Annotated in this window: 22 protein-coding genes; 12 read left to right on the forward strand and 10 right to left on the reverse strand. The window is 36.8% G+C overall.

Going from position 1 to position 21,820, the window contains the following annotated elements; translation table 11 throughout:
- The first annotated feature begins 157 nt into the window (after positions 1 to 157).
- Genes P6N53_RS14405 through P6N53_RS14445 form a run of 9 tightly spaced genes read left to right on the forward strand, consistent with a single transcriptional unit; the run spans position 158 to position 9,288 of the window.
- Positions 158 to 1,120 carry a hypothetical protein gene (locus tag P6N53_RS14405; RefSeq protein ID WP_304544374.1) on the forward strand — a complete coding sequence of 321 codons (963 nt, stop codon included), beginning with the start codon at positions 158 to 160 and terminating at the stop codon, positions 1,118 to 1,120.
- A gap of 43 nt (positions 1,121 to 1,163) precedes the next feature.
- Positions 1,164 to 2,249 carry a glycosyltransferase family 4 protein gene (locus P6N53_RS14410; protein ID WP_304544376.1) on the forward strand — a complete coding sequence of 362 codons (1,086 nt, stop codon included), beginning with the start codon at positions 1,164 to 1,166 and terminating at the stop codon, positions 2,247 to 2,249.
- Between the two features lie 20 nt (positions 2,250 to 2,269).
- On the forward strand, positions 2,270 to 3,547 hold the full coding sequence (locus P6N53_RS14415; RefSeq protein ID WP_304544377.1) for a glycosyltransferase: 1,278 nt from the start codon (positions 2,270 to 2,272) through the stop codon (positions 3,545 to 3,547).
- A gap of 26 nt (positions 3,548 to 3,573) precedes the next feature.
- A complete protein-coding gene (locus tag P6N53_RS14420) occupies positions 3,574 to 4,674 on the forward strand; it encodes a GHMP family kinase ATP-binding protein (protein WP_304544378.1) in 1,101 nt (366 codons plus the stop codon).
- The gene (locus P6N53_RS14425) at positions 4,634 to 5,218 is read left to right on the forward strand and encodes a D-sedoheptulose-7-phosphate isomerase (protein WP_304544379.1); all 585 of its coding nucleotides are present in this window, start codon (positions 4,634 to 4,636) and stop codon (positions 5,216 to 5,218) included. The genes P6N53_RS14420 and P6N53_RS14425 overlap by 41 nt, the downstream gene beginning before the upstream one ends.
- A 2-nt stretch (positions 5,219 to 5,220) precedes the next feature.
- On the forward strand, positions 5,221 to 5,913 hold the full coding sequence (locus P6N53_RS14430) for a nucleotidyltransferase family protein (protein WP_304544381.1): 693 nt from the start codon (positions 5,221 to 5,223) through the stop codon (positions 5,911 to 5,913).
- On the forward strand, positions 5,910 to 6,467 hold the full coding sequence (locus P6N53_RS14435) for a D-glycero-alpha-D-manno-heptose-1,7-bisphosphate 7-phosphatase (RefSeq protein WP_304544383.1): 558 nt from the start codon (positions 5,910 to 5,912) through the stop codon (positions 6,465 to 6,467). The genes P6N53_RS14430 and P6N53_RS14435 overlap by 4 nt, the downstream gene beginning before the upstream one ends.
- Before the next feature lie 23 nt (positions 6,468 to 6,490).
- A complete protein-coding gene (murJ, locus tag P6N53_RS14440; RefSeq protein WP_304544385.1) occupies positions 6,491 to 8,083 on the forward strand; it encodes a murein biosynthesis integral membrane protein MurJ in 1,593 nt (530 codons plus the stop codon).
- A 17-nt stretch (positions 8,084 to 8,100) separates the two neighbouring features.
- Positions 8,101 to 9,288, forward strand: coding sequence for a nucleotidyltransferase domain-containing protein (locus P6N53_RS14445; RefSeq protein ID WP_304544387.1), 1,188 nt, complete (start codon positions 8,101 to 8,103; stop codon positions 9,286 to 9,288).
- Between the two features lie 48 nt (positions 9,289 to 9,336).
- On the opposite strand, the gene P6N53_RS14450 is transcribed toward P6N53_RS14445, so the two are convergent.
- The 9 genes from P6N53_RS14450 to P6N53_RS14485 form a co-directional block, all read right to left on the reverse strand.
- Positions 9,337 to 11,280 carry an asparagine synthase-related protein gene (locus tag P6N53_RS14450; RefSeq protein WP_304544389.1) on the reverse strand — a complete coding sequence of 648 codons (1,944 nt, stop codon included), beginning with the start codon at positions 11,278 to 11,280 and terminating at the stop codon, positions 9,337 to 9,339.
- A gap of 23 nt (positions 11,281 to 11,303) precedes the next feature.
- On the reverse strand, positions 11,304 to 11,495 hold the full coding sequence (locus tag P6N53_RS14455) for a hypothetical protein (RefSeq protein ID WP_304544391.1): 192 nt from the start codon (positions 11,493 to 11,495) through the stop codon (positions 11,304 to 11,306).
- 102 nt (positions 11,496 to 11,597) lie between these two features.
- Positions 11,598 to 11,984 (reverse strand): DUF1360 domain-containing protein, encoded by a 387-nt coding sequence (locus P6N53_RS18780; RefSeq protein WP_373323054.1) that lies wholly within the window; start codon positions 11,982 to 11,984, stop codon positions 11,598 to 11,600.
- Positions 11,941 to 13,725 carry an ABC transporter ATP-binding protein gene (locus P6N53_RS14460; protein WP_304544393.1) on the reverse strand — a complete coding sequence of 595 codons (1,785 nt, stop codon included), beginning with the start codon at positions 13,723 to 13,725 and terminating at the stop codon, positions 11,941 to 11,943. The genes P6N53_RS18780 and P6N53_RS14460 overlap by 44 nt, the downstream gene beginning before the upstream one ends.
- 110 nt (positions 13,726 to 13,835) lie before the next feature.
- Positions 13,836 to 15,818, reverse strand: a complete 1,983-nt coding sequence (locus tag P6N53_RS14465) for an asparagine synthase-related protein (RefSeq protein ID WP_304544395.1) — start codon at positions 15,816 to 15,818, stop codon at positions 13,836 to 13,838.
- A 181-nt stretch (positions 15,819 to 15,999) separates the two neighbouring features.
- Positions 16,000 to 16,155 carry a hypothetical protein gene (locus P6N53_RS14470; protein WP_304544397.1) on the reverse strand — a complete coding sequence of 52 codons (156 nt, stop codon included), beginning with the start codon at positions 16,153 to 16,155 and terminating at the stop codon, positions 16,000 to 16,002.
- Between the two features lie 25 nt (positions 16,156 to 16,180).
- On the reverse strand, positions 16,181 to 16,633 hold the full coding sequence (locus P6N53_RS14475; protein ID WP_304544399.1) for a lasso peptide biosynthesis B2 protein: 453 nt from the start codon (positions 16,631 to 16,633) through the stop codon (positions 16,181 to 16,183).
- Entirely contained in the window at positions 16,626 to 16,916 is a 291-nt protein-coding gene (locus P6N53_RS14480; protein WP_304544401.1) for a lasso peptide biosynthesis PqqD family chaperone, read from the reverse strand. Before P6N53_RS14480 ends, P6N53_RS14475 begins: the two co-directional genes overlap by 8 nt.
- The gene (locus P6N53_RS14485) at positions 16,900 to 17,943 is read right to left on the reverse strand and encodes a hypothetical protein (RefSeq protein WP_304544403.1); all 1,044 of its coding nucleotides are present in this window, start codon (positions 17,941 to 17,943) and stop codon (positions 16,900 to 16,902) included. The genes P6N53_RS14480 and P6N53_RS14485 overlap by 17 nt, the downstream gene beginning before the upstream one ends.
- A gap of 367 nt (positions 17,944 to 18,310) precedes the next feature.
- Between P6N53_RS14485 and P6N53_RS14490 the strand changes: the two genes are divergently transcribed.
- Both P6N53_RS14490 and P6N53_RS14495 read left to right on the forward strand, forming a co-directional pair.
- The gene (locus tag P6N53_RS14490; RefSeq protein ID WP_304544405.1) at positions 18,311 to 19,489 is read left to right on the forward strand and encodes an outer membrane protein assembly factor BamB family protein; all 1,179 of its coding nucleotides are present in this window, start codon (positions 18,311 to 18,313) and stop codon (positions 19,487 to 19,489) included.
- Positions 19,489 to 20,847, forward strand: coding sequence for an S-layer homology domain-containing protein (locus P6N53_RS14495; protein WP_304544407.1), 1,359 nt, complete (start codon positions 19,489 to 19,491; stop codon positions 20,845 to 20,847). Before P6N53_RS14490 ends, P6N53_RS14495 begins: the two co-directional genes overlap by 1 nt.
- 73 nt (positions 20,848 to 20,920) lie before the next feature.
- Here P6N53_RS14495 and P6N53_RS14500 read toward each other — a convergent pair whose 3' ends face one another.
- The gene (locus P6N53_RS14500; protein WP_304544409.1) at positions 20,921 to 21,361 is read right to left on the reverse strand and encodes a RidA family protein; all 441 of its coding nucleotides are present in this window, start codon (positions 21,359 to 21,361) and stop codon (positions 20,921 to 20,923) included.
- A gap of 164 nt (positions 21,362 to 21,525) precedes the next feature.
- Here P6N53_RS14500 and gatC point away from each other — a divergent pair, with 164 nt between their 5' ends.
- Positions 21,526 to 21,807: an Asp-tRNA(Asn)/Glu-tRNA(Gln) amidotransferase subunit GatC gene (gene gatC / locus P6N53_RS14505; protein WP_304544411.1), complete on the forward strand. Its 282-nt coding sequence runs from the start codon at positions 21,526 to 21,528 to the stop codon at positions 21,805 to 21,807.
- Positions 21,808 to 21,820: the final 13 nt, after the last annotated feature.

Consider the following 21,820-nt stretch of genomic DNA (forward strand, 5'->3'; position numbering starts at 1 on the left):
AAGAGATTTATTTGTGTTGTTTATATTAACCAGATTTATTATAAAAGTCCGCATAGATAAATTATATATAAAAGCAATATATATATTTATACTATTTTCTATAATTGGTTTTATTTATACGGACAACATATTTCAGGTACTATTTGGACTAAAGGTATTGACACCAATATTGTTAGGGGTAGCAATTTATGGTTTTATATGTCAGATAGGTTTTAATAATATTAAGAGTTACATAATACCATTATTCTATGTATCTTGCATTGGAATTATTATTAACTACTTTGTTATTTATCCCTGGGAAGGTGTATCTTATGCAATGGGAGATATAGATATAGAAATGTCAAGATATTGGACTGCTGAGGGAATAAGAAGGCTAGCTGGTTTTTCTAGGGCATCATATATGGCTGCAAGTCAAGTGTTGTTACTATCAGTTTATTTAATGGTGTTTCTAAAAAATTATTATTATAAGTTGTTTATTTGGTTAATAGCAGGTGTAGTAATTATCTTGACAACTACTAAAGGACTTATGCTAACTTACGCTTTATTATCAATAATATTTATATTTAAAAAAATTACCATTAAAATTTACAACATATATGTTTCTTTAGCTGTATTTTTAATAGTTGTTATGTTACCTGTTGGATCTACAATTTTCTCTATAGAATCAAATCAATTAATGCCCCAAGTATTTAACTCCTTTCTTCAAAGAATAAGTTATATATGGCCATTAACAATGGAAATGATTAATAATCAGGGCAGCATATCTTTTGGGAGAGGAGTTGGAGGGATTGGCATAGCACAAAAGTATTTTGAACCTCTTAGATATTCTCCAGGAGATAATATTTTTATCTATCTTTATAGCCTATTCGGAATTACAGCAATTTTTTATTTAGCGTTTCTACTATGTAGAAGCAGGTTACTAAAACCGAAGCTCCACAAGGTTGATGAATATATATATGTCTTATTAATATCAATATTGACATTTGGAATAACAGCAAATGTATTAGAAAATACATACTTTGCCTTTGGTAGTGGTATTTTGATAGCTCATATTCATTCCCTTAATCCGAAGTTTGATTACAAAATAGTCCTTCAAAATATTTTATATGCTAAGAGTTAATATCTTCTTTTAAATAAAAAATAAGTGAGACTGGGGATTGTAAATGAAAATTGCTATAAACGGTACTTTTCTAATGAAAAAAATAACGGGTGTTCAGCGTTATGCATATGAGATGATTAAAGGATTTAGAAAAATTGAGGGACTTGAAATAATCATATTTGCCCCAAAAGAATGCCTATTAAGTGAAATCTCGGGATTTAAAATTATTAAGGATAAAAATAAATTTTCTTATTTAAACCAATGGTGGTTATGGGAGCAGTGTAATTTACCTAAATTATGCAAGGAACATAAAGATTACTTACTTTGGAGTCCGGCTAATACAGGACCCCTATTGGTAGAAAATCAGGTTGTTACTCTTCATGATGCTGCAGTGTTTGAGGGTCCTGAGTGGTTTTCTAAAACTAGTGGTACCTATTATAGATGGTTATTACCAAAACTTACTCGTCGAGTTAAACATATTTTTACTGTAAGTAACTTCTCCAAAAATGAAATAATTAAGTATGGTTTAGGGAAACCGTCAAATATATCAGTTGTATACCCTGGTGTAAGTGATATTTTTTTAAATCATAACACAAATAAAATTACTGAAGGGTATCAAGATACAAAGTACATAATGAACTTGGGGTCTAGAGATCCAAGAAAAAATGTAAAAAATTTAATATGTGCGTGGGAAGCAATAGATGATCAAAAGAAAGGTAATACAAAACTGTATATTGTAGGTGGTAATAATAAAGGTTTTAGTAAAGAAAACATACATCTGAAAGACAGAGATATTAAAATGTTAGATTATATAGAAAATGATAATGAAATTATTAATCTTTATAGATGTGCAAAATTATTTGTTTTTCCCTCAAAATATGAAGGATTTGGGTCTCCACCCCTTGAGGCAATGGCATGCGGTACTCCAGTTTTAGCAGCAAACTCAGGCAGCTTACCTGAGGTATGTAAAGACGCTGCCCTTTATTGCCAGGCTGATGATACTAGCGATATAGCTGAAAAATTAGTAAAAATGCTATCTGACGAGACATTGCTAGAGAAGATGAAAAATATTGGATTAGAACATGTAAAGCAATATAGTTACGATAAATCTGCTCTTAGAATGAGAGAAATCTTGAGATATATAGAATAAGAGGAGTCTAAACTATAATTATGAAGAAAATACTATTTTTAACTTCTTGTATGCCTTATCCTGTAAAAAACGGTAGGCATAAAACACTAATGCAATACCTTGAGTTTTTATCCTTAAGACAAGATATTGAAATATACCTGTATTGTTTTGAAAAAGACCCTTCAAAGTTTGAACAGCAAATAGAATATATGTTGAATAGGTACTCTAAGATTAAAGAGATTAAAATTATAGCTTTACCTAATATTATTAATAGTGCAACTAATATAATAAAGTATACATTAATTAAAAAGAAATCAATACAAGAATGTTTCTATTTTAACATCTCAATAAAAAATAAGCTGTGGCAAGATGTTAGTAATATAAGACCTAATATTATATTTTGTGATATGTTGCGTACTGCACAATACTTTGAAGATGCATCTAATAAGTTGGAACAATTAATAATACTGGATATGGATGATCTGTTGTCCTTAAGATATAGACATTTATTAGAACACAATGAAGTAAATGTGTTGGGGGAATTTTCAAATAAAATCCCAAGGATTATTGATGTTATAGCAAATAAATTAATCAGAAATATAATATTGAAATATGAATCAGCATTATTAAAACATAGGGAAAAGACATCAGTCAAAAATTTTGAAAAAGTACTCCTAGTATCGCCCTTTGAGCGTGAAAAACTAAAACAAGTCTCAAAAAAATCAAACATATATAGTATATATCCAGCCCTAGATATAATGCCTGTCATAGATATTGAAGCACTAAAAACTCCCTACTCCCTAGCGTTTATGGGGAAATTAAACATACCTCACAATGAAATGGGATTGTTAAGGTTTTTAGAAAGAATTTTTCCTAGGCTGGTCAGCGAATATCCGGATATTATACTTTATATTATTGGGGATAAAGCAACAGATGCAATAAAAAAGCATCAACAGAAATGGGACCGTAACATAATATTAACTGGTTATTTAGATGACTTTTCAGCTTTATTAAATACTACAAAGGCATTTGTTGCTCCTATATATTTTGGCACAGGTATTAAAACCAAAATAATAGATGCCATGGGATTTGGGTTACCTGTAATTACAACAGCCATAGGGGTTGAAGGATTAAAGGTGACTAATAATAAACACATATTTGTCGCAAATAATGATGATGAGTTTCTAAAATATGTAAGGTTAGTATTTCAAAATGAACAGATATGCCAAGATATATCTAAAAATGCACGGGATTATGTAAATAGTTACCATAATTTTGATTTATGCAAAGGACAATTTTATCAATTATTGGAGATTTAATTATTACCCGTGAAAGGATGGTAAAAGTGATTAAACAAATAGTGCGTGCAAAGGCACCTCTACGACTTGGCTTGGCTGGTGGCGGTACAGATGTATCACCTTATTGTGATGACTTTGGTGGTTATGTTCTTAATGCAACTATTGATATGTACGCTTACTGTACTATTGAAATAACTAATAATAACAAAATTATATTTTTTGCTGCTGACAGAAATGAATATTTGGAATGCGATAGCATTGAATACCTAGAATTAGATGGTAATATGGATTTGCATAAGGGAGTATATAATCGTGTTGTTAAACAATATAATGCAGGTCGGCCATTATCCTTTATGATGACTACATATTCCGATGCACCAGCAGGTTCTGGTCTTGGTTCATCATCCACAATGGTTGTAACCATGATCAAAGCCTTTGACGAATGGCTTCATTTTTCACTGGGAGATTATGATATTTCCCAGTTAGCATATAAAATAGAACGATTAGATGTGGGGTTAAGTGGTGGACGACAGGATCAGTACGCAGCTACCTTTGGAGGGTTTAATTTTATAGAATTTTATGAGGGTGAACGTGTGATTGTCAACCCTTTACGAGTTAAGAACTGGATTATTAACGAGTTGGAGAACTCACTTGTTCTTTTTTATACAGGTACATCACGTGATTCAGCCAAGATAATTGATGAACAAATAAAAAACGTAATGGGAAAGGAGCATAAATCAATTACAGCTATGCATGAGATAAAGGAAGATGCTTTGATAATGAAAGAAGCGCTGTTAAAGGGAGATATCTTAAAATTTGCCGAGTTCCTGGGAAAATCTTGGGAGGCTAAAAAGAAGATGGCCTCGGTTATCACAAACAATAAATTAGATTCCATATATCATACTGCAATACAAGCAGGTGCTTATGCTGGTAAAGTATCAGGTGCGGGTGGTGGAGGGTTTATGATGTTTATGGTTAACCCCGTCCATAGGATGCGGCTATTAAAAGAACTAGGCATGCTAGATGGTTTTATTATGAATTTTCATTTCACCAAAAACGGAACACAGGGATGGACCCTAGATGTTGATGGAAAGGACGGTGTAAGGGATGGAGCGGTTTATACGACAGCAAGTCGAAAAATCGTTTAGTCTTAAGCATCAGATTATTGAAGACGATGGCATAATTCATATCACTAAAACAGTAGCAAAAAGAATAATTGATGCTTATCGCATAGGAAATAAAGTGATTATTGCAGGAAATGGTGGCAGTGCAGCAGACGCCCAGCATATTGCAGGAGAGTTAGTAAGCCGCTTTTATTTTGACCGGCCAGGTCTACCGGCAATTGCCCTCACCACTGATACGTCTATATTGACAGCCATTGGCAATGACTACGGCTACGATAACTTGTTTGCTCGGCAAATTCAAGCTAATGGGGTAAAAGGGGACATATTTATTGGCATATCTACTTCAGGCAACTCTAAAAACATTTTAAAGGCCCTTGATGAATGTAGAAAAAAAGAGATTACAAGTATTGTTTTAACCGGACTTACAGGAGGAAAAATGTTTGGTAACTGTGATTACATTATAAGAGTACCCTCAAGTGAAACACCTAGAATTCAAGAAGTTCATATTTTATTAGGGCACATTATATGCTCAGTTGTTGAAGAAGCTCTATTCGGTAAGGGATTTTGATTATGGAAGCTATAGTCCTTGTTGGTGGTTTAGGCACAAGACTAAAAACCATTGTTTCAGAAGTTCCAAAACCAATGGCAGCGATAGGAGGGTATCCATTTCTTACTTATCTCTTAGAATATTTAAGCAAGTATAACATAAAAAAAGTTATCTTAGCAACGGGATACATGCATGAAAAAATAATGGATTACTATGGTTATAGATATGGTGGAATTGTTATAGATTACTCTATTGAATATGAACCTTTGGGTACAGGTGGAGCGATAAAAAAGGCACTGGAGAATGTTAGTGAAAAAGATGTTTTTATTTTAAACGGAGATTCCTTTTTTGATATTAACCTAAATCATATCTACTCTAAACATCTGGCAATAGATGCTGATCTCACTTTGTCATTAAAACCCATGATCAATTTTGAACGTTACGGAAATGTCAAAACAACCGGGGAAAGGGTCGTTGGATTTGAGGAAAAGAAGTTTACAATCAAAGGGTGTGTTAATGGTGGAGTATATGTAGCAAAAAGCCACTTATTTAACGATATAGTTTTACCGAATAAATTCTCCTTTGAAACTGATTTCCTAACGCAACAATTAGGGCGGCTTGTAATTGCCGCATATAAATCAGAAAGTTATTTTATTGATATTGGGATTCCTAGTGATTACCTTAGGGCTCAAAGCGAGATGGTAAACCTGATATGAAGAATAAAGCATTGTTTCTAGACAGAGATGGTGTAATTAATAAAGAAAAGAATTACCTATTTAAAATATCAGAATTTGAATTTATTGATGGTGTATTTGACATATTGAGATATTTTGAAAGTATAGGGTATTTGTTGATTATAGTTACAAACCAGTCTGGCATTGGCAGAGGATATTATACAGTCAAGGATTTTCTCATCCTTAGTAACTGGATGCTTCAGCAGTTTAAAGAGGAAGGTATTAATATTACAAAGGTTTATTATTCGCCTTTCCATCCACATTTTGGAATAAATAATTATAAGAAGGATAGTTTCTGTAGGAAACCTGGTCCGGGTATGCTTATTAAAGCTTCGTCTGAGTTTGGAGTAAATTTAGGCGATTCAATTATGGTTGGGGATAAAGAGTCGGACATTGAGGCAGGTCTCAATGCGGGGGTCGGAACGACTGTACTGGTTCGCAGTGGAAATAACATTGGCGATATTAGAGGGACTAGAGCAAATTTTATATTGCCAAGTATCAAAGAGCTAAAAACTGTATTGACTGGCAGAGTTTGATATGAAGAATCGGAGATTTATGTATGAGTAATAGAGCAGGAAAAGTTGCTAAGGCCACTTTTATCATTTTAATATTAAGTATGTTAGCAAAGTTATTGGGTTTTGTAAGAGAAGCAGTTATTGCTAAAGAATATGGTGCAACAAGTGTTGCCGATGCATTTTTAGTTATATTTAATATACCGTATATTATTAACGGAATGTTAAATGCCGCACTTGTGATAGTTATTGTGCCTGTATTTACTCAGTGTATAGTTAATGGCAAAACTGAGGAGGCTAGACGGGTATTTAGTACTTTATTTAGCATATTTCTTATATTTCTTACAAGTATCATAGTTATTGGACTCTGGAATTCAAATTTTGTAATTAGCCTATTTGCGCCGGGCTTTGATCAGCAAACAGCACAATTAGCGTCAAATTTAGCCTTAATAATGTTTCCTTCCATATTGTTTTTTGCACTTGCAAGTTTCTTTGCTGGCTTGCTAAATACTCATAATATTTTTGCTCCTTCTGCTGCAGCTCCAGTTATATTAAATACAGTAATAATTGGGTCCTCATATACTATAGGAAAATCATTTGGTGTTTATGGTCTTGCCATAGGGGTTCTCTTAGGGACTTTAATAATGGCGTTTTTTCAAGCACCATTTTTGAGAAAAACTGATTTTAATTTTCGAGCAGTATTGGACCTAAAAGATGAGGGAGTTCGTAGGGTATTTGGATTAATGTTTCCAATATTAATAGGTAGTGGTGTAGGACAAATTAATATACTAATTTACTATCACTTAGGTTCTGAACTTGTAGAAGGTACAATATCAGCCCTTAATTATGCAACCAAGTTAATTTTGCTCCCCCAAGGAATATTTGTAATGGCGGTTGCCACGGCAATATTTCCAAGTCTAAGTAGGTCCGTGGTGGACCTTAAATATGAGCAATTTTCAAATACATTAATAAAAGGATTAAAAATGATATTGTTGCTTTCAGCACCGTGTGTTGTAGGTTTAATAGTTTTGCGAGAGCCTATAGTTTCGGTGCTTTTTAAACGAGGAGCCTTTGATGAAAGAGCATTGGCATTAACTTCAGGAGTGTTGCTGTTTCTATCCCTAGGTCTAATTGGACAGTGCTTAAGCCCTGTATTAACCAGGGGATTTTACGCCTTACAGGATACATTATCTCCAGTTAAGGTAACGTTTATTACAGTAACTGTAAACATAGCTTTGTCTCTATTGCTAATCAAGAGAATGGAACATCTTGGGTTAGCACTTGCTAACTCTGTTGCCATGACTATTAATGCTGTATTACTTGGCTTTCTGCTAAGAAAACGTGTCACAAGTAATATTAATAATGGTTTAGTTGTTTTTAGTTGTAAGGTGGTATTATCTTCTGTGGTAATGGGAGTTTTATTAAGTATATTTGATAAATTCCTTGTAAGCATTTGCTTGTCTATTGTTATAAGATTATTGATAGATATTGCAATCGGCGGGACCATTTTTTTTGTTATAGGACTTATTCTAAGAACAGAAGAGTTATATTATGCAACAATTTCAATAAAAGACATATTAAAAACTTTATCTATGAATGTGTTAAATAAGACATACTGTTTAAAAAGATATGCTAAGTAGTTTTTCGGGGTGATAAAATGCATAAAAATCTCTTTGAAGAGATTTCTCTTGAGCTTTGGCTTATTCTTGCATGTGTAAGCGAGAGACTGGATAAAGCTGAACATTTATTGCAATGGGATATTAACTGGGATCTGCTGATAGATCTTTCAGTCCACCATCGTGTTTATCCTATAATATATAGAAGTCTAAAAAGTTTAAACAAAGAAGCTGTGCCAGAACATGTTCTTAGGCTACTAAAGCAAAAATATAAAAGCAATGCCATGCGAACAATAAGTATGACGGGAGAAACAATTAGGATTCTAAAACAACTTGAAAGCCAGGGGGTAAGTGCCTTTATCTTAAAGGGGTTACCATTGGCATGTCGTTTATATGGAGATATAGCTGTTAGGCCATCCAAAGATATTGATATTTTCTTCCCACCTAACCAGTTAGAAAAAGCAATTAACATAATTGAAAGGGAAGGTTATAAAAGAATTGAACCAGATTACCCTTTAGTTGCCGGTCAATTGCAAAGATATTTGAAATACAATCATCACTTTAAATATTGGCAAAGGGATCAAAATATACATCTAGAACTACATTGGAAACTAGGTAATATAGGACTGGAAATTCCCCCACAAGGGACGAAGATTAATAGAATTGTTGTAGCGGGATACCCAGTGGCGGTTTTTTCAAATGAGGAATGGTTATTGTATTTAATTTTTCATGGAGCCGGTCACGCTTGGTTTCGTATTCGATGGCTGGTAGATATAGCAAAGTTTGTACAAAAAGGAGGCATTGACTGGGAAAAGGTAGTATCATTAGCTAAAAATATGGGCATACTGCCTCTTTTACATCAGACATTGATCCTAACTAATATGCTATTATCAATACCAGTTCCAACTAATATTGAACCTTCTTTGGCAAAAGATAGATATGCCTGGAATTTGGTTCGATTGACTGTTCCTTTTTTGTCAAACACAGATCTAGAGGCTCAATATACTAAGCGTGATTGGCTTTATCGGAGGAGGTATTATGAGTTACAGTTTCAGATTGGTTGGAAGAATAAAATAAATTATATATTTCACCTTTTCCAGCCTTTAAGGGACGATATGAGAATTATCTCACTGCCCAATAAACTATATATGGTTTATTATTTTATTCGTCCCTTTAGTTGGTTTATGAGGTGTATTCGGGATATGTGGCAACATAACAAGACTTCCTGAAATTATACTTTTATTATGTTCAAGGGACTATTTGTTAAAATTGGACTGCTACCCTTTAACAATATTTAAAAACCGGCAGAAAATAAGGCTGCGGATCAACATTTGAAGATTTGGGTCATATAACGTATTGTCATGCAATACGTTATATTTTTTTAATTTTTTTTGGATTTTGTTAACATCAAGATACTTTTGCTCAGCTTCTTTTGCTCCGATGTTGCCAAGCTCAGTAAATAGTGTTGTCCAGGAGGGCTGTATTCGTTGTACCCAATCAGCACTCTGCTTACCTCGAACAGTTTCATTTAGAAGGACTTTATTAGGCAAGTGACCTTTCATTGCCCGCCGAATTAAAAACCTTTCTTTTCCATTTCGTACACATTGGTCATCAGGTAAACTCAGGCAGAATTCAATTACTCGCTTATCCATGGTTGGATCACGTAAGGCCAATCCATAAGCCAGGGACTGTTTAGTGGTAATTACTCCAAGGTGGGTGAAATAACTGGGATTAAGTTGTTTTTTGCGTATTTCCAAGGAAGACAGGTTATTTAGGGATATTGCATCATAATTGCGTAGTCGCTCAAAGACGTTGGTGCATTTAGCAAAGGTAGGATTTACAGGTGATGTTTTATGAGGTCTGCTAAAGAAATAGTTAATATTTTTTGAAAAGTTATTCTTTACAACATAGAGTAGAGCGAGTCTTAATAAGACAAGAGATGATTTAAGGGGATGTTTATATCTACTAACCGTAAAACGAATTTCATCAAAAAATCTATTAAAATGACCGGAACTAAGAAGTGTTATAAGGTAAATCAAAGAATAACCCCATGAGATTGTATAATTACCGGATGTTCCACTTAATAAAACACCTATATTATTTGTTTTGGCAATTGATACAATATTGTCAAGCCAAAACAAGTTCTCAAAAATTTTATAAGGTTGTTCAAGCATTGCAAGCAGTACGTCGGTATTAGTTAGAGAGTGCCTGTCTTCTGAGCGAATATACTTTACAACAATATTTGGCATATGCTCCCTGACTGCTTCTATGTATGGCTTCTCGTTAGCCAGGCTACCAAGGGGTAAATTATCACGATATTCCTGGATTGGTAGTGCAGAATAAGCCTGAAGTTCTAGACCACTCTTGGCTAATAATTGTGCTGCCATACAGGCAACAGAGGTGGAGTCTAACCCGCCGCTCATCATCACTCCAACTGGCCGGGAACTACGCAATCGGCAACGAACCGCTTCACAAAAGATCTCTCTAAAGGCTTCCACATAATCATTGTCAGTCTGCAAGAATAGTTTAGATTGTTGTTCAACTTTCCAATATACCCTCTTTGTAGTACTGTCAGGACGGACAATCAGGTTAGTTCCCGAGGGTAAAAGATAAATGTCCTTATATACAGTTAGTTCAGGGTCTAGCTGATGCATTACTGATGGGGTGGCGAGGAAATCGGCAATCCAGGTGTCATTAAATTCTTTTGTAATTTCCCGTAAGACAAAAAGGGGTTTAAGCAAGGTTGAAAATGCGAAGATATTAGGTGAGCAGAAATAATAAAAGGTATTTGTTCCTGTATGATCAACTGAACAAAATAATTCTTGTCGCTTTTTATCCCATATAACAAAGGAATAATCCCCAACAAGATGCTTTGAACAATCATATCCCCATTTTATATAGGCTCTCAAAATGAGAAGACTGTCTGGGATGTAACTTCTATAAGGGCCATTAATCAGTAATCTATCGCATAAATCTTGACGATTATCAATTATTGCGCTGGCAGTAATTGTTAATCCCGAAATATGATCATAATGGGGAAGTGCTTCTCCCACTGATTCCGGTGTTATGTATTGAGTATGACAACCTAAAAAAATATTTTCTTTTCTCCATAACCCTGAAATGTCAGACCGATAGATTCCTAATGCTTTCATCATTTCATTACTTGTTGCTGTCAGAATAGGTTTGCCATCGCGATGGTAGATACCACATATTGCATTCATAATAATACCACCAAAATTTGTAATTATGATAAAAGTGCATTTGTATAGTCCAAATGTTTTAGCTCTCCTAATGACATAAGGGATGTATCAGTAGCGTGTGCATAAGAATCGGTAGAAAAAAACTCTAACTTAGCAGTAGATATTTTAGTCATAAGAATTTTTATTTCTAATATTTGAGGTTCAACCCAATGCAACTTTTTTGCCACTTTTTCCATTAAAATTGCCTCCTTTATCAGAAGCTCTCTTGATACATTATTCAAAAGTATACTCATTATGTATCATCTTGAGAAATTGAGATATATAAACCAAAATGGGGTTTAGAATTTTTTTATTATAAAGTACATAACACCTGTAATAATCGTAGCCAGAGAAATTGTTGCAAATATTGTTATGATAATATCCAGAAAAACTAAATCTGTAACCATTATCACGGGAGTATAATGATAGAATAAAATAACGAGAAAAAATGCAAGCCAATGGCTTATACAATAAGGGCAGCTTAGCAATGTCCCTAACCAATTAAAACGTTTCCTTACTAAGGAACGAAGGGGGGAGAATAACTTATTTTTAGTTATTGTTAATGATATAGTTGAGATACACATGGATATCATAACAAATGTAAAAATTTTATTAGACACCATAAGGCATGCTCCCTTTAATCTAATTATTGTTACATAAGCAGGATAAAGTACTGAACCGACCATTCTTGTTTTTCATTAAAGAATTGTAAGTACCTTTCTCCACAATTTGCCCAGATTCTATTACAATAATATTGTCGGCGTTCCTTATAGTGGAAATGCGGTGGGCAATAATTACGATGGTTAACCTACCTTGTAGATTTTCAATGGCATGTTGAATGCGTTTTTCATTTTCCGAATCTAGTGAGCTTGTGGCTTCATCCAAGATAAGAACTGATGGTCTCGTCAATAATGCCCTTGCCAGCACAATGCGCTGTCTCTCGCCGCCAGATAGTCGTACTCCTCGATCTCCCACCACTGTGTCAAGACCATCCGGCAGTCCACTTACAAAGGTATCAACTGAGGCTAGCTTTAAGGCTTCCCAGATCATTTCCTCTGAGCTATCAGGACAAAACCATTGTAGGTTCTCTCTGATGCTGGAATTAAATAAAAAAGCATCTTGTGGTACATATCCTATTGTATTTCTCCATTTGCGCTTATTTATTGATAGTGGTTGATCATCGATATAGATTTCTCCTTCTTTAGGCTGTAACAAACCGATTAACAAATCAACTAAAGTACTTTTACCGGCACCCGAAGAGCCAACTATGGCAGTGGTTGTGCCAGCAGTTAGAAAAAAGTCAATCTTTTTTAAAGCGTAATTTGTACGGGAGTTTTCGTAATAAAAAGATACACCACGGAATTCAATCCCTTGTTCCAGTTTAATTATTGTGGGAGTATCAGCTTCAAGGACTTCTTGGGACGCAAGACATTGGTTTTCTAATTCCCTAAGAACCTGGAAAGCAGGTAACATGGTACTTATATTTTGCAACCCTATTTGCAGGGAAGATAATCTTGGCCAGAGGCGGGCCGAAATAACTGCAATAACTATAAAATCTTGGGGATTTAAAGTAAATATCTCTATGGCGCTAAATAAACATAGGCTTATAAAAATAGCCGAACCAATTTTATAAATCATGTTGGTCTTAACTTGTATTTGATTAAATCTATTTGAGTTTTTCTTCATTTCTTTACGTATTTTGACGAAATTACTAATCTGAGCCGCTTCAACGCCATAACTTTTGATTTCCTTCATCCCGTTCAAATGCTCAGTTAGGTTAAATAACAAATCACGATTTAAACTTGATATCTCCTGCCCCACACTTCGGGTTTGTTTGGCGAAGGTTTGTAAAAATATAAACAAGATCACACCGCCGGTCAGCACTAAACAGGTTAAGCTAGGTGCTACCAAAAAGGCTATAACAATTTGAATTAAAGTGATCAGGGATATGCTAATCATTTGTAAAAAAAACTTTATTCCTGCATAAACACGTTCTAATTCAGTTATAAAGACATTTGTTATATAAGAATTTGGTTTTGATAAGATAAGCTGCCACTCGGCGGATGCAACCAGCCTAATTAACCTTGTAGATAAAAAAATAGCAAAAGACTGAAGAATATCAAGATTAAGTATTGATTGGCGACGCTGCAGCCAGCTTTGACCAAAAATAAAACCTATATATAAAATAAGTAAATTAGGCAGGCTTACTTGCAAACCAATGATTTGAAAGCAATGATTAAGTATGACAGTTAACCCATTGTTTGTGTTAATACCAGGAATTATACCAGCGACAATCAATAGTGGTATAATCATTAGTATGCCTAAACCTTCCAGCATGCCGATTATAACCATTAAAATTATATTAGTTACAAATTTTAATGGAGCTAGGTTATAAAACTCCCTGATATAAAGCAACAATATATTCATGATTATTAATCCCTTGTCATGAAATTAACCTTTGTTATTGTCGAGAAACTACAAATAATCCCTCACTTCGTGCGAAAATTGGCCGTCTTTGAGTAAACATCATGTTTACCTCAGGCTTGCCCGGACGTATTAGTGTTACTAATAACCTCTTCATATCTTAAAAATCGGCTAAAAATCAGGCTGCGAATTAACATACGGAGATTGGGATCATCTGCCGCATCGTCAGGTATTGTTCTGACAATATTAATAGTATCTTGGATTTTGGATATGTTAAGAAAGCTGCGTTCAGTAGCTAGTTCGCCGATTTTCCGCACCTCTGCAACTAATTCCGGCCAAAATGGTTGTAATCTCTGAGCCCAATCAGCACTTTGCCTGCCACGTTTCCTTTCATTTATAAGCACCTTTTCTGGCAAAATTCCAGCCATGGCACGCCGAAGGAGAGAACGCCCCCTGCCTCCCTGCACATATTGGTTGTCTGGAACACTAAAACAGAACTCAATTACACGCTTATCGGCTGTTGGGTCACGACGTGCCATTTGGTAAGTCAATGACTGTTTGGTAGAAATGACACCAACATGACTGAATACGGCAGGATTAAGTCTATTTTTACGCTCTTCCAAACTGTCTGTGGATTTATCAAATAACTTATCATACCCAAATTGATGAAACCGTTTATCAACTGAGCTTTGGCTGGCGAAAACCGGGTTAATCAGAGACAAAGCCTGGAGTTCCCTTTGAGACTTATGGTAACTGAATTTACTTAGCATATTTTTTATATTATAAGGCAACAGAGTCCATAACATTTTCAATAATACTCTATGGGGACGTTTGAAACGTTTGGCAACAAGCCAACATTCACGAATTAATCGGTACAACTGTCCGGTTCGGAGCAAGGTTATCATATAGGGTTCAAAACGCCCCCAAGAAATAGTCACGTTACCGGCAGCCCCATTTAATAAAACCCCAACATTACGTCCTTGAGCCTCAGTAAATATACTCTCAATCCAAAATAAGTTTTCGAAGATTTTATAAGGCTGCTCTAGGCTGGCAAGTAAGCGGTCAGTATCGCTTAATGAATGCTTGCCTTCTGAACTACAGTAGGTAACATCAATATTTCCTGCATGTTCCCGCACGGCTTCAATAAATGGTGTTTCATCGGCGACTATGCATGCAGGCAACCAGTCCCGATAGCTTGCCATTGGTACCGCACTGAATGCCTGGAGCCGTTGTCCTTTCAAACCTAATTCACGTGCGGCTAAACAAGCAATTGAAGTTGAATCCAGACCTCCACTCAACATTACTCCTATTGGGCGAATGCTTCGTAAACGACATTTTACTGCTTCATCTAGGACCTCCCTGAATGCCTCTTCATATTCGTAGTTTGACTTCAATTTTAATTCCTGTTGTTTCTCCACCTGCCAATAAATCTTTTTTGTTGACCTAGAGGGATTTACTATTAGGCTATGACCTGCAGGCAATAATCTAATATTTTGGTACGGAGTTAATTCAGGGTCTAATTGGTGATTTTGACATGGCATTGCTAAAAAATCTGCAAGCCAAAGCTCATTATGTTTTCTGGGTATTTCTTTTAATGAAAATAAGGGCTTAATTAAAGTTGAAAAGGCAAATAGGGTAGAAGACCTAAAATAGTAAAAGGTCCTTGTTCCAGTATGGTCCACAGCACAGAATAATTCCTGTTTTCTTTCGTCCCAAATGGCGAATGAAAAATCACCCACCAGGTGTTTTGGGCATTCATGACCCCATTTTAAATAAGCTAATAAAATTAATTTACTGTCTGGCATGCCCTTCCTGAAGGAATGTTCGATACCAAGCTTGTGGATTAGCTCGGCCCTGTTGTCAACAATGGCGTCTGCAGTAATGATTAAACCGCTAAGAACATCATGGTATGGTAGGATTTCTTGGGCGGACTCAGGTGTAATATGTTGTGCGTGGCAAGCCAAAAAAATCTGTTCCTTCTGACAAGTTCCCACAGCGTCTGCATGATAGATTTCAAACTCCCGCATCATGTTGGCACTAGTTTCCTGTGTAACATGTCTACCATTAAAATACAAAACACCGCAAATTGCACTCATATTATATGACCACCATCATTAATTCTTTTTAAAGTGAAGAAACCAGAGGGCATGAAAAAAAGCGGTTCAAGCTAAGCACCTTGGCATTTAGAAGAACCACTAATGGAACTAAAATTCCATGATGCCGGGGCTAGAACCAAAGTATCATTAAAAACTCTTTTTTTACTTATAATTCTATAGGCTAGCTACAGACATTGCAGCAATCTTCCCAAGGATCCAAGACGCCTTGTACCACACCATTAAAATCCATATCACCTGAACCACCTTTTTTTACTTGAGTTCCTGTCTTTCTTGTCGCAATCTCTACAATTTTTGGCTCAATCCATTGTTTTTTCATCACTCCACCCCCTTTCCTTTGATTTCTACCCCCCATCTAAATCGGCAAATTTTCCAACCGTAGTAAAGTTTTTAATTCCCTGAGCACCTGATATTATAGTTTTACCACACCTTAACCAAGCATGGGCCACAAGTCCTTTTATCTTATCTCTGCCAACTCCCATATAAAGAGTACTGTTAATTTTTCGTCGGCGCAGCATTATTTTGCATACCATTGCTTGGACCAGACACTTACTTTCCCACGGGGTGAAGCGGCTTGCTTTTGTAACTAGCTGACCAATTCGTCTGGCTATTGCTAGCTTTACAGAATCTTCCAGCATTGACGATTCTGCCATATATTTACCAAGAAAAGGAGCGATCCGGCGAAAAGGAAATAAAATTATAGCCAAACGTACTATCCCTGTTAGGCAATATGCTTCCAAGAATAATCGTTGCTCCCGCCAGGACATAATAATGAAGTTTTTCAACAATCTAAGCAACTGCAACAAGCCCTTGCTCATGTAGTTTTTTTATGTACATTAGCACATCATGCTGGCAGATACTTTCTTCCACGTCATATTCCTTTAGCAATGCAGTTACTACTTCCTGAATGCTATGTGGCTCCTCAATAAGTTCCCAGATGCGACTGCCAATACCATCTAATCCATAATATTTGCCTTTTTCAATATTCAGCATGACTTTTTCACCGTCCATATCGGCAGCAACTATTCCTTCTGCATGCCAAACGATAGTATACAGACGAATTTCATGTTTTGAGCTCATTTACGATATCACCTTCTTTAGAAAACTTATTATGACAAGCCACTTTCAACCCTGCTAAATCTCTTTGTACGAGATCTACCTGTTCCGCCAAGGTTAGCAGACCAATGGGTTTGGTTAAGCGGGAAATAGTAATCTGCCTGGACACAGCGGCACATTGTTTAAAATGACTAATCTTTTGTCCTAGTCCATCAACCAGCCAATGGCGATAGGTTTGGTCCATTAATACTGTCATCTTTTCTATATTGGATAGGGGCGTGATGGCTACAGCTTCACATTTTCCCCAAATTAGTTCGTATACAGCAGCCAAGGGCATTGCTGATTCACAAAATCCTGAATTAATCGGCACTGCAAATTTCTCATTATTAGAACCAATGTAAAAGGGCGTTAGGGTAGATGTATTGACGCCGGTTATTTCCGCACTATCTCGCCATAGCTTCTGTTGAGGATAACTTGGATGTACCCATACTATGCCATTTCGATCCATAGTTAAGGCCGCCACATCGTCAGTTAAAAAAGAATAGCCCTGTTTCCTGAAGGCAGCTAACAACGTTGATTTTCCAGCCCCCGTTACCCCGGCAAAAAGTACGCTGTATCCGTCTATAACCACAGCACTTCCATGAATGGGAAGGATTCCCCGTTGTATAAGGAGCCCGCCAAAGGCGGTACCAAGCAGAAAAAGGCGGATCAAGTGTTCTTCAGCCTTTTCTGAAGGTTCAATAAGTATAGAATTACCGTTGGTTACGTAAAAGCGGCCAACTCCAGTGACTTCAAAGAGAAATTGATTAGATGCCAGGTGATAACTACCGATTTTTTTAACAGCATTGGCAATACCAACCGGAACATTTCCAATACTAATACAAACTTCAGGTATATCATCTCTAGGTGTTGTAACCAATAGTTCAGGCAACAAAATTTCTGAAATAACATGAAGTCCGAAAACCTTATACCTATAAAGACCAGAGCATTTACCCGTTTTGCCTAACTGCTTCACATGTCCCAAATAACTGAATTGGTCTTCCAGCAGCATACGGGGTAACCTCCTAACATTAAATTTTATTTATGCTTAATTGCTAAAAAAGCTTTATTTTTAAAAGTATAAACCAAACATTTCTAGAAATAGGTGCTCAAGGTAATATTACCATAACATACATTCATTTCCATCATACCCAGGTATGAGTAATGGTTGTATCAAAACTCATCCAAAAGAATGATGAATTAATTTTAATTAAGTAAACAGATCATTAAGCTAGGCCAATTTATTAAAATTTATAGATAAAGGAAGATATAATACTGTCCGATAAAAATTAATATAACCATGATTTTACAAAAACGCATTGTCTAGAAGGATTTCCAACAGTTTTCCAAGAAGAAAAACTGTTGTGAGGTAAAGGAGAGTGAAGAAAATAAGAAAGCTATTTCTTTCATTAATACTAGTGCTGTTACTCATAAGCCAGGCCGAGGCAGCAGGTATGTTTTCCCCCTATGCCCAGCTAAAGTGGTCCGTGGAGAAAGCGGGGAAGTTATCGACAGAACCAACCCTGGCACCTAATGGGCTGATCTATTGCCCGATAGGCAGTAAAATTATAGCTTATGATACTTCCTCAGGTAAAAAGGTATGGGAGAGAAGTACAGGTATGGGTGGCAAGATAATCGAGCCACTATTGGTTTCGGAGCAGGATATCTATGTAACAGGGACGGACGGCTTACAACAGATGCGACCAAACGGAAGCCTGACCTGGATATACAAACTATACCCAAAGGCAAGGGGCAATAAGGTCGGAGGGCTAGTAACCAAGGGGCCTGGGGAAATGATTTACTTTGGCTTAGCCGACGGGGTATACGCACTGGAGCCAGGCAAAAACTTCAAGTGGCGATATTCAGATGAAAAAAATGTTGTTGCAATATTGGGAGACAAAGAAAATGTTTATGTATGCACGGGTGATAAGAAAAGTGGCTACATACTTAGGGCCCTTGATCATACTGGAAGTCGCATTTGGTATCGCAACTTAGATGATTTGAAAAATATTGAAATGACCATAGGGCCAGATGGAAACCTTTATATTATTACTAATCCTGCTAACCTGGATAGAAATAGCTCAGCTAAGGCAATGGCAATAAATGCCACTAATGGAAAGGAAATCTGGAGCTATGCAGTTAAGACTAATGATTTGACCAAACTAAGCTTCTCCGGTGAAGGAACACTGTTCTTTACCGGCAAAAATCAAATCCACTCTATTGACCTAAAGACAGGAAGTCTGAACTGGGAGCTACCACTATTAAATGTTGTATCTGGTGTGGCGATAGATGACCAAAAAAGAAGAATCTATGCGGGAAGTAGTGATGGCAGGCTGTTTTGTGTCAGCTTCAACGGTAGAATGTTGTGGGACAAAATTCCCGACTCCTCACCTCCCCCTACATTGCATAAGGACGGGGGAATAATGGTGTACAATAATAAAAACATTAAAGATACCTTTACCCAGGCACCAATTCTGCTCCCGGATGGAGATATCTTTATTTATTCCGATAAAGGATTTGTTTACAAAATTAAAGATATTTATAAGGAGACTAGTTAATGAATGTTATAAAGAAGCTCTTAATAGTAAATATGCTCCTATTCCTATTTTTAGCTTCCAATCTGTCTGCAGCAACTGCCGCTGACGCTTTTGCGGATATTGATGTTCATTGGGCAAGGCAATCTATTGAGAAGATTCAGGCAGTGGAACTGATAAAGGGCTATCCCGATGGTTCATATCGGCCCGATCAGCCTGTAACCTGCCTGGAGGCAATTACCATTGTATTAAACGGAGCCGGTTATGCAAGTGAAGTTTCCAAAATAAAAAGGCCCAAGAATTCTCCCCCCAGTGCCTATCAAGTACCCTGGGGACAGAATTACCTGGATTTTGCCCTGGAGAAAAAATTCATACCCCAATTAATGTTAAACGACTTTACCCATGATCGGGCCATTACCCGGGAAGAGTTGGCAGAATTAATAGCAAAATCTTTTTATATGAAGGGGACAGAAACACCACCTAAATTTACTGATAGTTCCGCTTTTAATCCAGAGTATATGGACGGAGTAATTGCCCTAAATCACTTAGGAGTGATGGGTGGCTACCCTGATGGTACCTTCCGGCCTAAAAATGCAGTATCAAGGGCAGAAATAGCATCAATGTTGGGAAGGCTTTATGATCAAGGGTGGATACATCTTGACAGCAAAAGAAAGGTTAGCGGCTGGATATCCAATGTGTCTCAACAAAAAAATGGATTAGAAATAGAACTGACTGACATTTACGGAACCGTTAAGGTGCTGGCAGATCCAAGCTGTCGAAGCTATTGGCAGGGCCAAGCAATGGATTTAAATCAAACTGTCAATTACAGGATAGAGGGTATCCTTAATAGTGGAAGAAAGGTGGCCTATGTTGAGCTATTAGAGCGCAGAAACTTCTCACCTGTACAAAGGGATATGTACGCCAGTTTTGTAAGGATCGCAGAGGGAGAGCCTGTTATTCTTACAGTTAAAAGTCTTCAATCCGATGAAAAAGACTATCCCATAGCCTGGGATGCCGATATAATCGACGAAAAATCCCTGGGAAAAACCACCAAGAGTAAAGATTTGCTCAAAAAGCTAAAACAGGGGCAATTCCTCAGCCTTGGGTTAACCTCGGGAGAAACCATTAAAACTGTAATGGTGCTGGATGTAAAAACCATTACGGGAGAAGTTTCATCCCTTGACAGGACTCTGAGATTAAAGAGTAGTGGCTCAGGCAATAAAAACAAATATGTGCCCACTGAATTTTGGGCCTGGGACTGGGGACGGCTGGTGGATAAAAGCGGTGACGAAATCAACAATATTTATGTAGGAGACAAGGTAAAAATAACCTATATTGGAGCACCCTTCGAAGAGCGGGTATTGGAAATACAGCGGCAATAGCTTGGGAATAAGAAAAGAACCGTCCCCTGACTCGGATGACTTAGTTGAGCTGGGGACGGTCTTTATGTAGGTGTTAGCCTTGGCCGCCACAGCCGCAGCCGCCTGAGTGATGGCCATGACCATCACCGTGGCCCGGTGCGGCTATTACTTCGATTTCTACCCCCACATCCCTGGGGAGTCTGGCTACTTCTACCAGGGAGCGGGCGGGGGCTGGAGCTAAGAAGTACTCGGCATAAACCTGATTAATCTTTTCAAAATCATTCATATCCTTGACAAAGACTGTGGTTTTTACCACATGCTCCAATCCTGCGCCGGCCGCCTCCAATACTGCCTTTACATTCTCAAGGCACTGTTTAGTTTGAGCCTGGATATCCTCTGTAACTATTTTTCCTGTGGCGGGATCGATGGGTATTTGTCCGGATGTGAATACCAATGGACCAAAGGCAATGGCCTGGGAATAGGGTCCGATGGCTGAGGGTGCTTTGTCCGTTGATATTTCTCTTTTATTGGGCATATGTAAACCTCCTTAACTACCTTTCATTAATGCCTAGAATACCCCAAAACAATAATAACAATCAACAATTGATTGTACATATCTCAGTAAAATGGTTAACTTGCACCATTTTACAAGTATTTGGTATAATATTGTCAGTTTTGAGTAAAGGAAGGTGTTTCCGGTTGATAAGCAAACAAGACGTTGAGCATGTGGCCCTATTGGGGCGCTTAGAGCTTAGTGATGAAGAAAAAGAACTGTATACAGAGCAGTTAAATAAAATCCTTGACGCAGCCAGGGCTTTGCAAACTTTAGATACCAGTAGTGTGCCTCCCACAGCCCATGTATTGCCAATACAAAACGTGTTTCGGGAAGACAAGGTTGGAGAACACATTAATTTGGAAGAAGCACTGGCCAACGCCCCTGAGAGGGAAGATAATTTCTTTAAAGTCCCTAAAATTGTTTAATTTAGAAACTAGT

Source organism: Desulforamulus aquiferis (genome assembly GCF_030577015.1).
Classification (GTDB): domain Bacteria; phylum Bacillota; class Desulfotomaculia; order Desulfotomaculales; family Desulfotomaculaceae; genus Desulfotomaculum; species Desulfotomaculum aquiferis.

What these genes read in the sequence shown, in the direction of transcription:
- P6N53_RS14470 (WP_304544397.1), bottom strand. Translation starts at nt 16,155, where the DNA reads ATGAAAAAACAATGGATTGAGCCAAAAATTGTAGAGATTGCGACAAGA.
- P6N53_RS14410 (WP_304544376.1), top strand. Translation starts at nt 1,164, where the DNA reads ATGAAAATTGCTATAAACGGTACTTTTCTAATGAAAAAAATAACGGGT.
- P6N53_RS14425 (WP_304544379.1), top strand. Translation starts at nt 4,634, where the DNA reads ATGGAGCGGTTTATACGACAGCAAGTCGAAAAATCGTTTAGTCTTAAG.
- P6N53_RS14445 (WP_304544387.1), top strand. Translation starts at nt 8,101, where the DNA reads ATGCATAAAAATCTCTTTGAAGAGATTTCTCTTGAGCTTTGGCTTATT.
- P6N53_RS14415 (WP_304544377.1), top strand. Translation starts at nt 2,270, where the DNA reads ATGAAGAAAATACTATTTTTAACTTCTTGTATGCCTTATCCTGTAAAA.
- P6N53_RS14430 (WP_304544381.1), top strand. Translation starts at nt 5,221, where the DNA reads ATGGAAGCTATAGTCCTTGTTGGTGGTTTAGGCACAAGACTAAAAACC.
- P6N53_RS14480 (WP_304544401.1), bottom strand. Translation starts at nt 16,916, where the DNA reads ATGAGCTCAAAACATGAAATTCGTCTGTATACTATCGTTTGGCATGCA.
- P6N53_RS14500 (WP_304544409.1), bottom strand. Translation starts at nt 21,361, where the DNA reads ATGCCCAATAAAAGAGAAATATCAACGGACAAAGCACCCTCAGCCATC.
- P6N53_RS14485 (WP_304544403.1), bottom strand. Translation starts at nt 17,943, where the DNA reads ATGCTGCTGGAAGACCAATTCAGTTATTTGGGACATGTGAAGCAGTTA.
- P6N53_RS14455 (WP_304544391.1), bottom strand. Translation starts at nt 11,495, where the DNA reads ATGGAAAAAGTGGCAAAAAAGTTGCATTGGGTTGAACCTCAAATATTA.
- P6N53_RS14465 (WP_304544395.1), bottom strand. Translation starts at nt 15,818, where the DNA reads ATGAGTGCAATTTGCGGTGTTTTGTATTTTAATGGTAGACATGTTACA.
- murJ (WP_304544385.1), top strand. Translation starts at nt 6,491, where the DNA reads ATGAGTAATAGAGCAGGAAAAGTTGCTAAGGCCACTTTTATCATTTTA.
- P6N53_RS18780 (WP_373323054.1), bottom strand. Translation starts at nt 11,984, where the DNA reads ATGGTCGGTTCAGTACTTTATCCTGCTTATGTAACAATAATTAGATTA.
- P6N53_RS14460 (WP_304544393.1), bottom strand. Translation starts at nt 13,725, where the DNA reads ATGAATATATTGTTGCTTTATATCAGGGAGTTTTATAACCTAGCTCCA.
- P6N53_RS14435 (WP_304544383.1), top strand. Translation starts at nt 5,910, where the DNA reads ATGAAGAATAAAGCATTGTTTCTAGACAGAGATGGTGTAATTAATAAA.
- P6N53_RS14495 (WP_304544407.1), top strand. Translation starts at nt 19,489, where the DNA reads ATGAATGTTATAAAGAAGCTCTTAATAGTAAATATGCTCCTATTCCTA.
- P6N53_RS14450 (WP_304544389.1), bottom strand. Translation starts at nt 11,280, where the DNA reads ATGAATGCAATATGTGGTATCTACCATCGCGATGGCAAACCTATTCTG.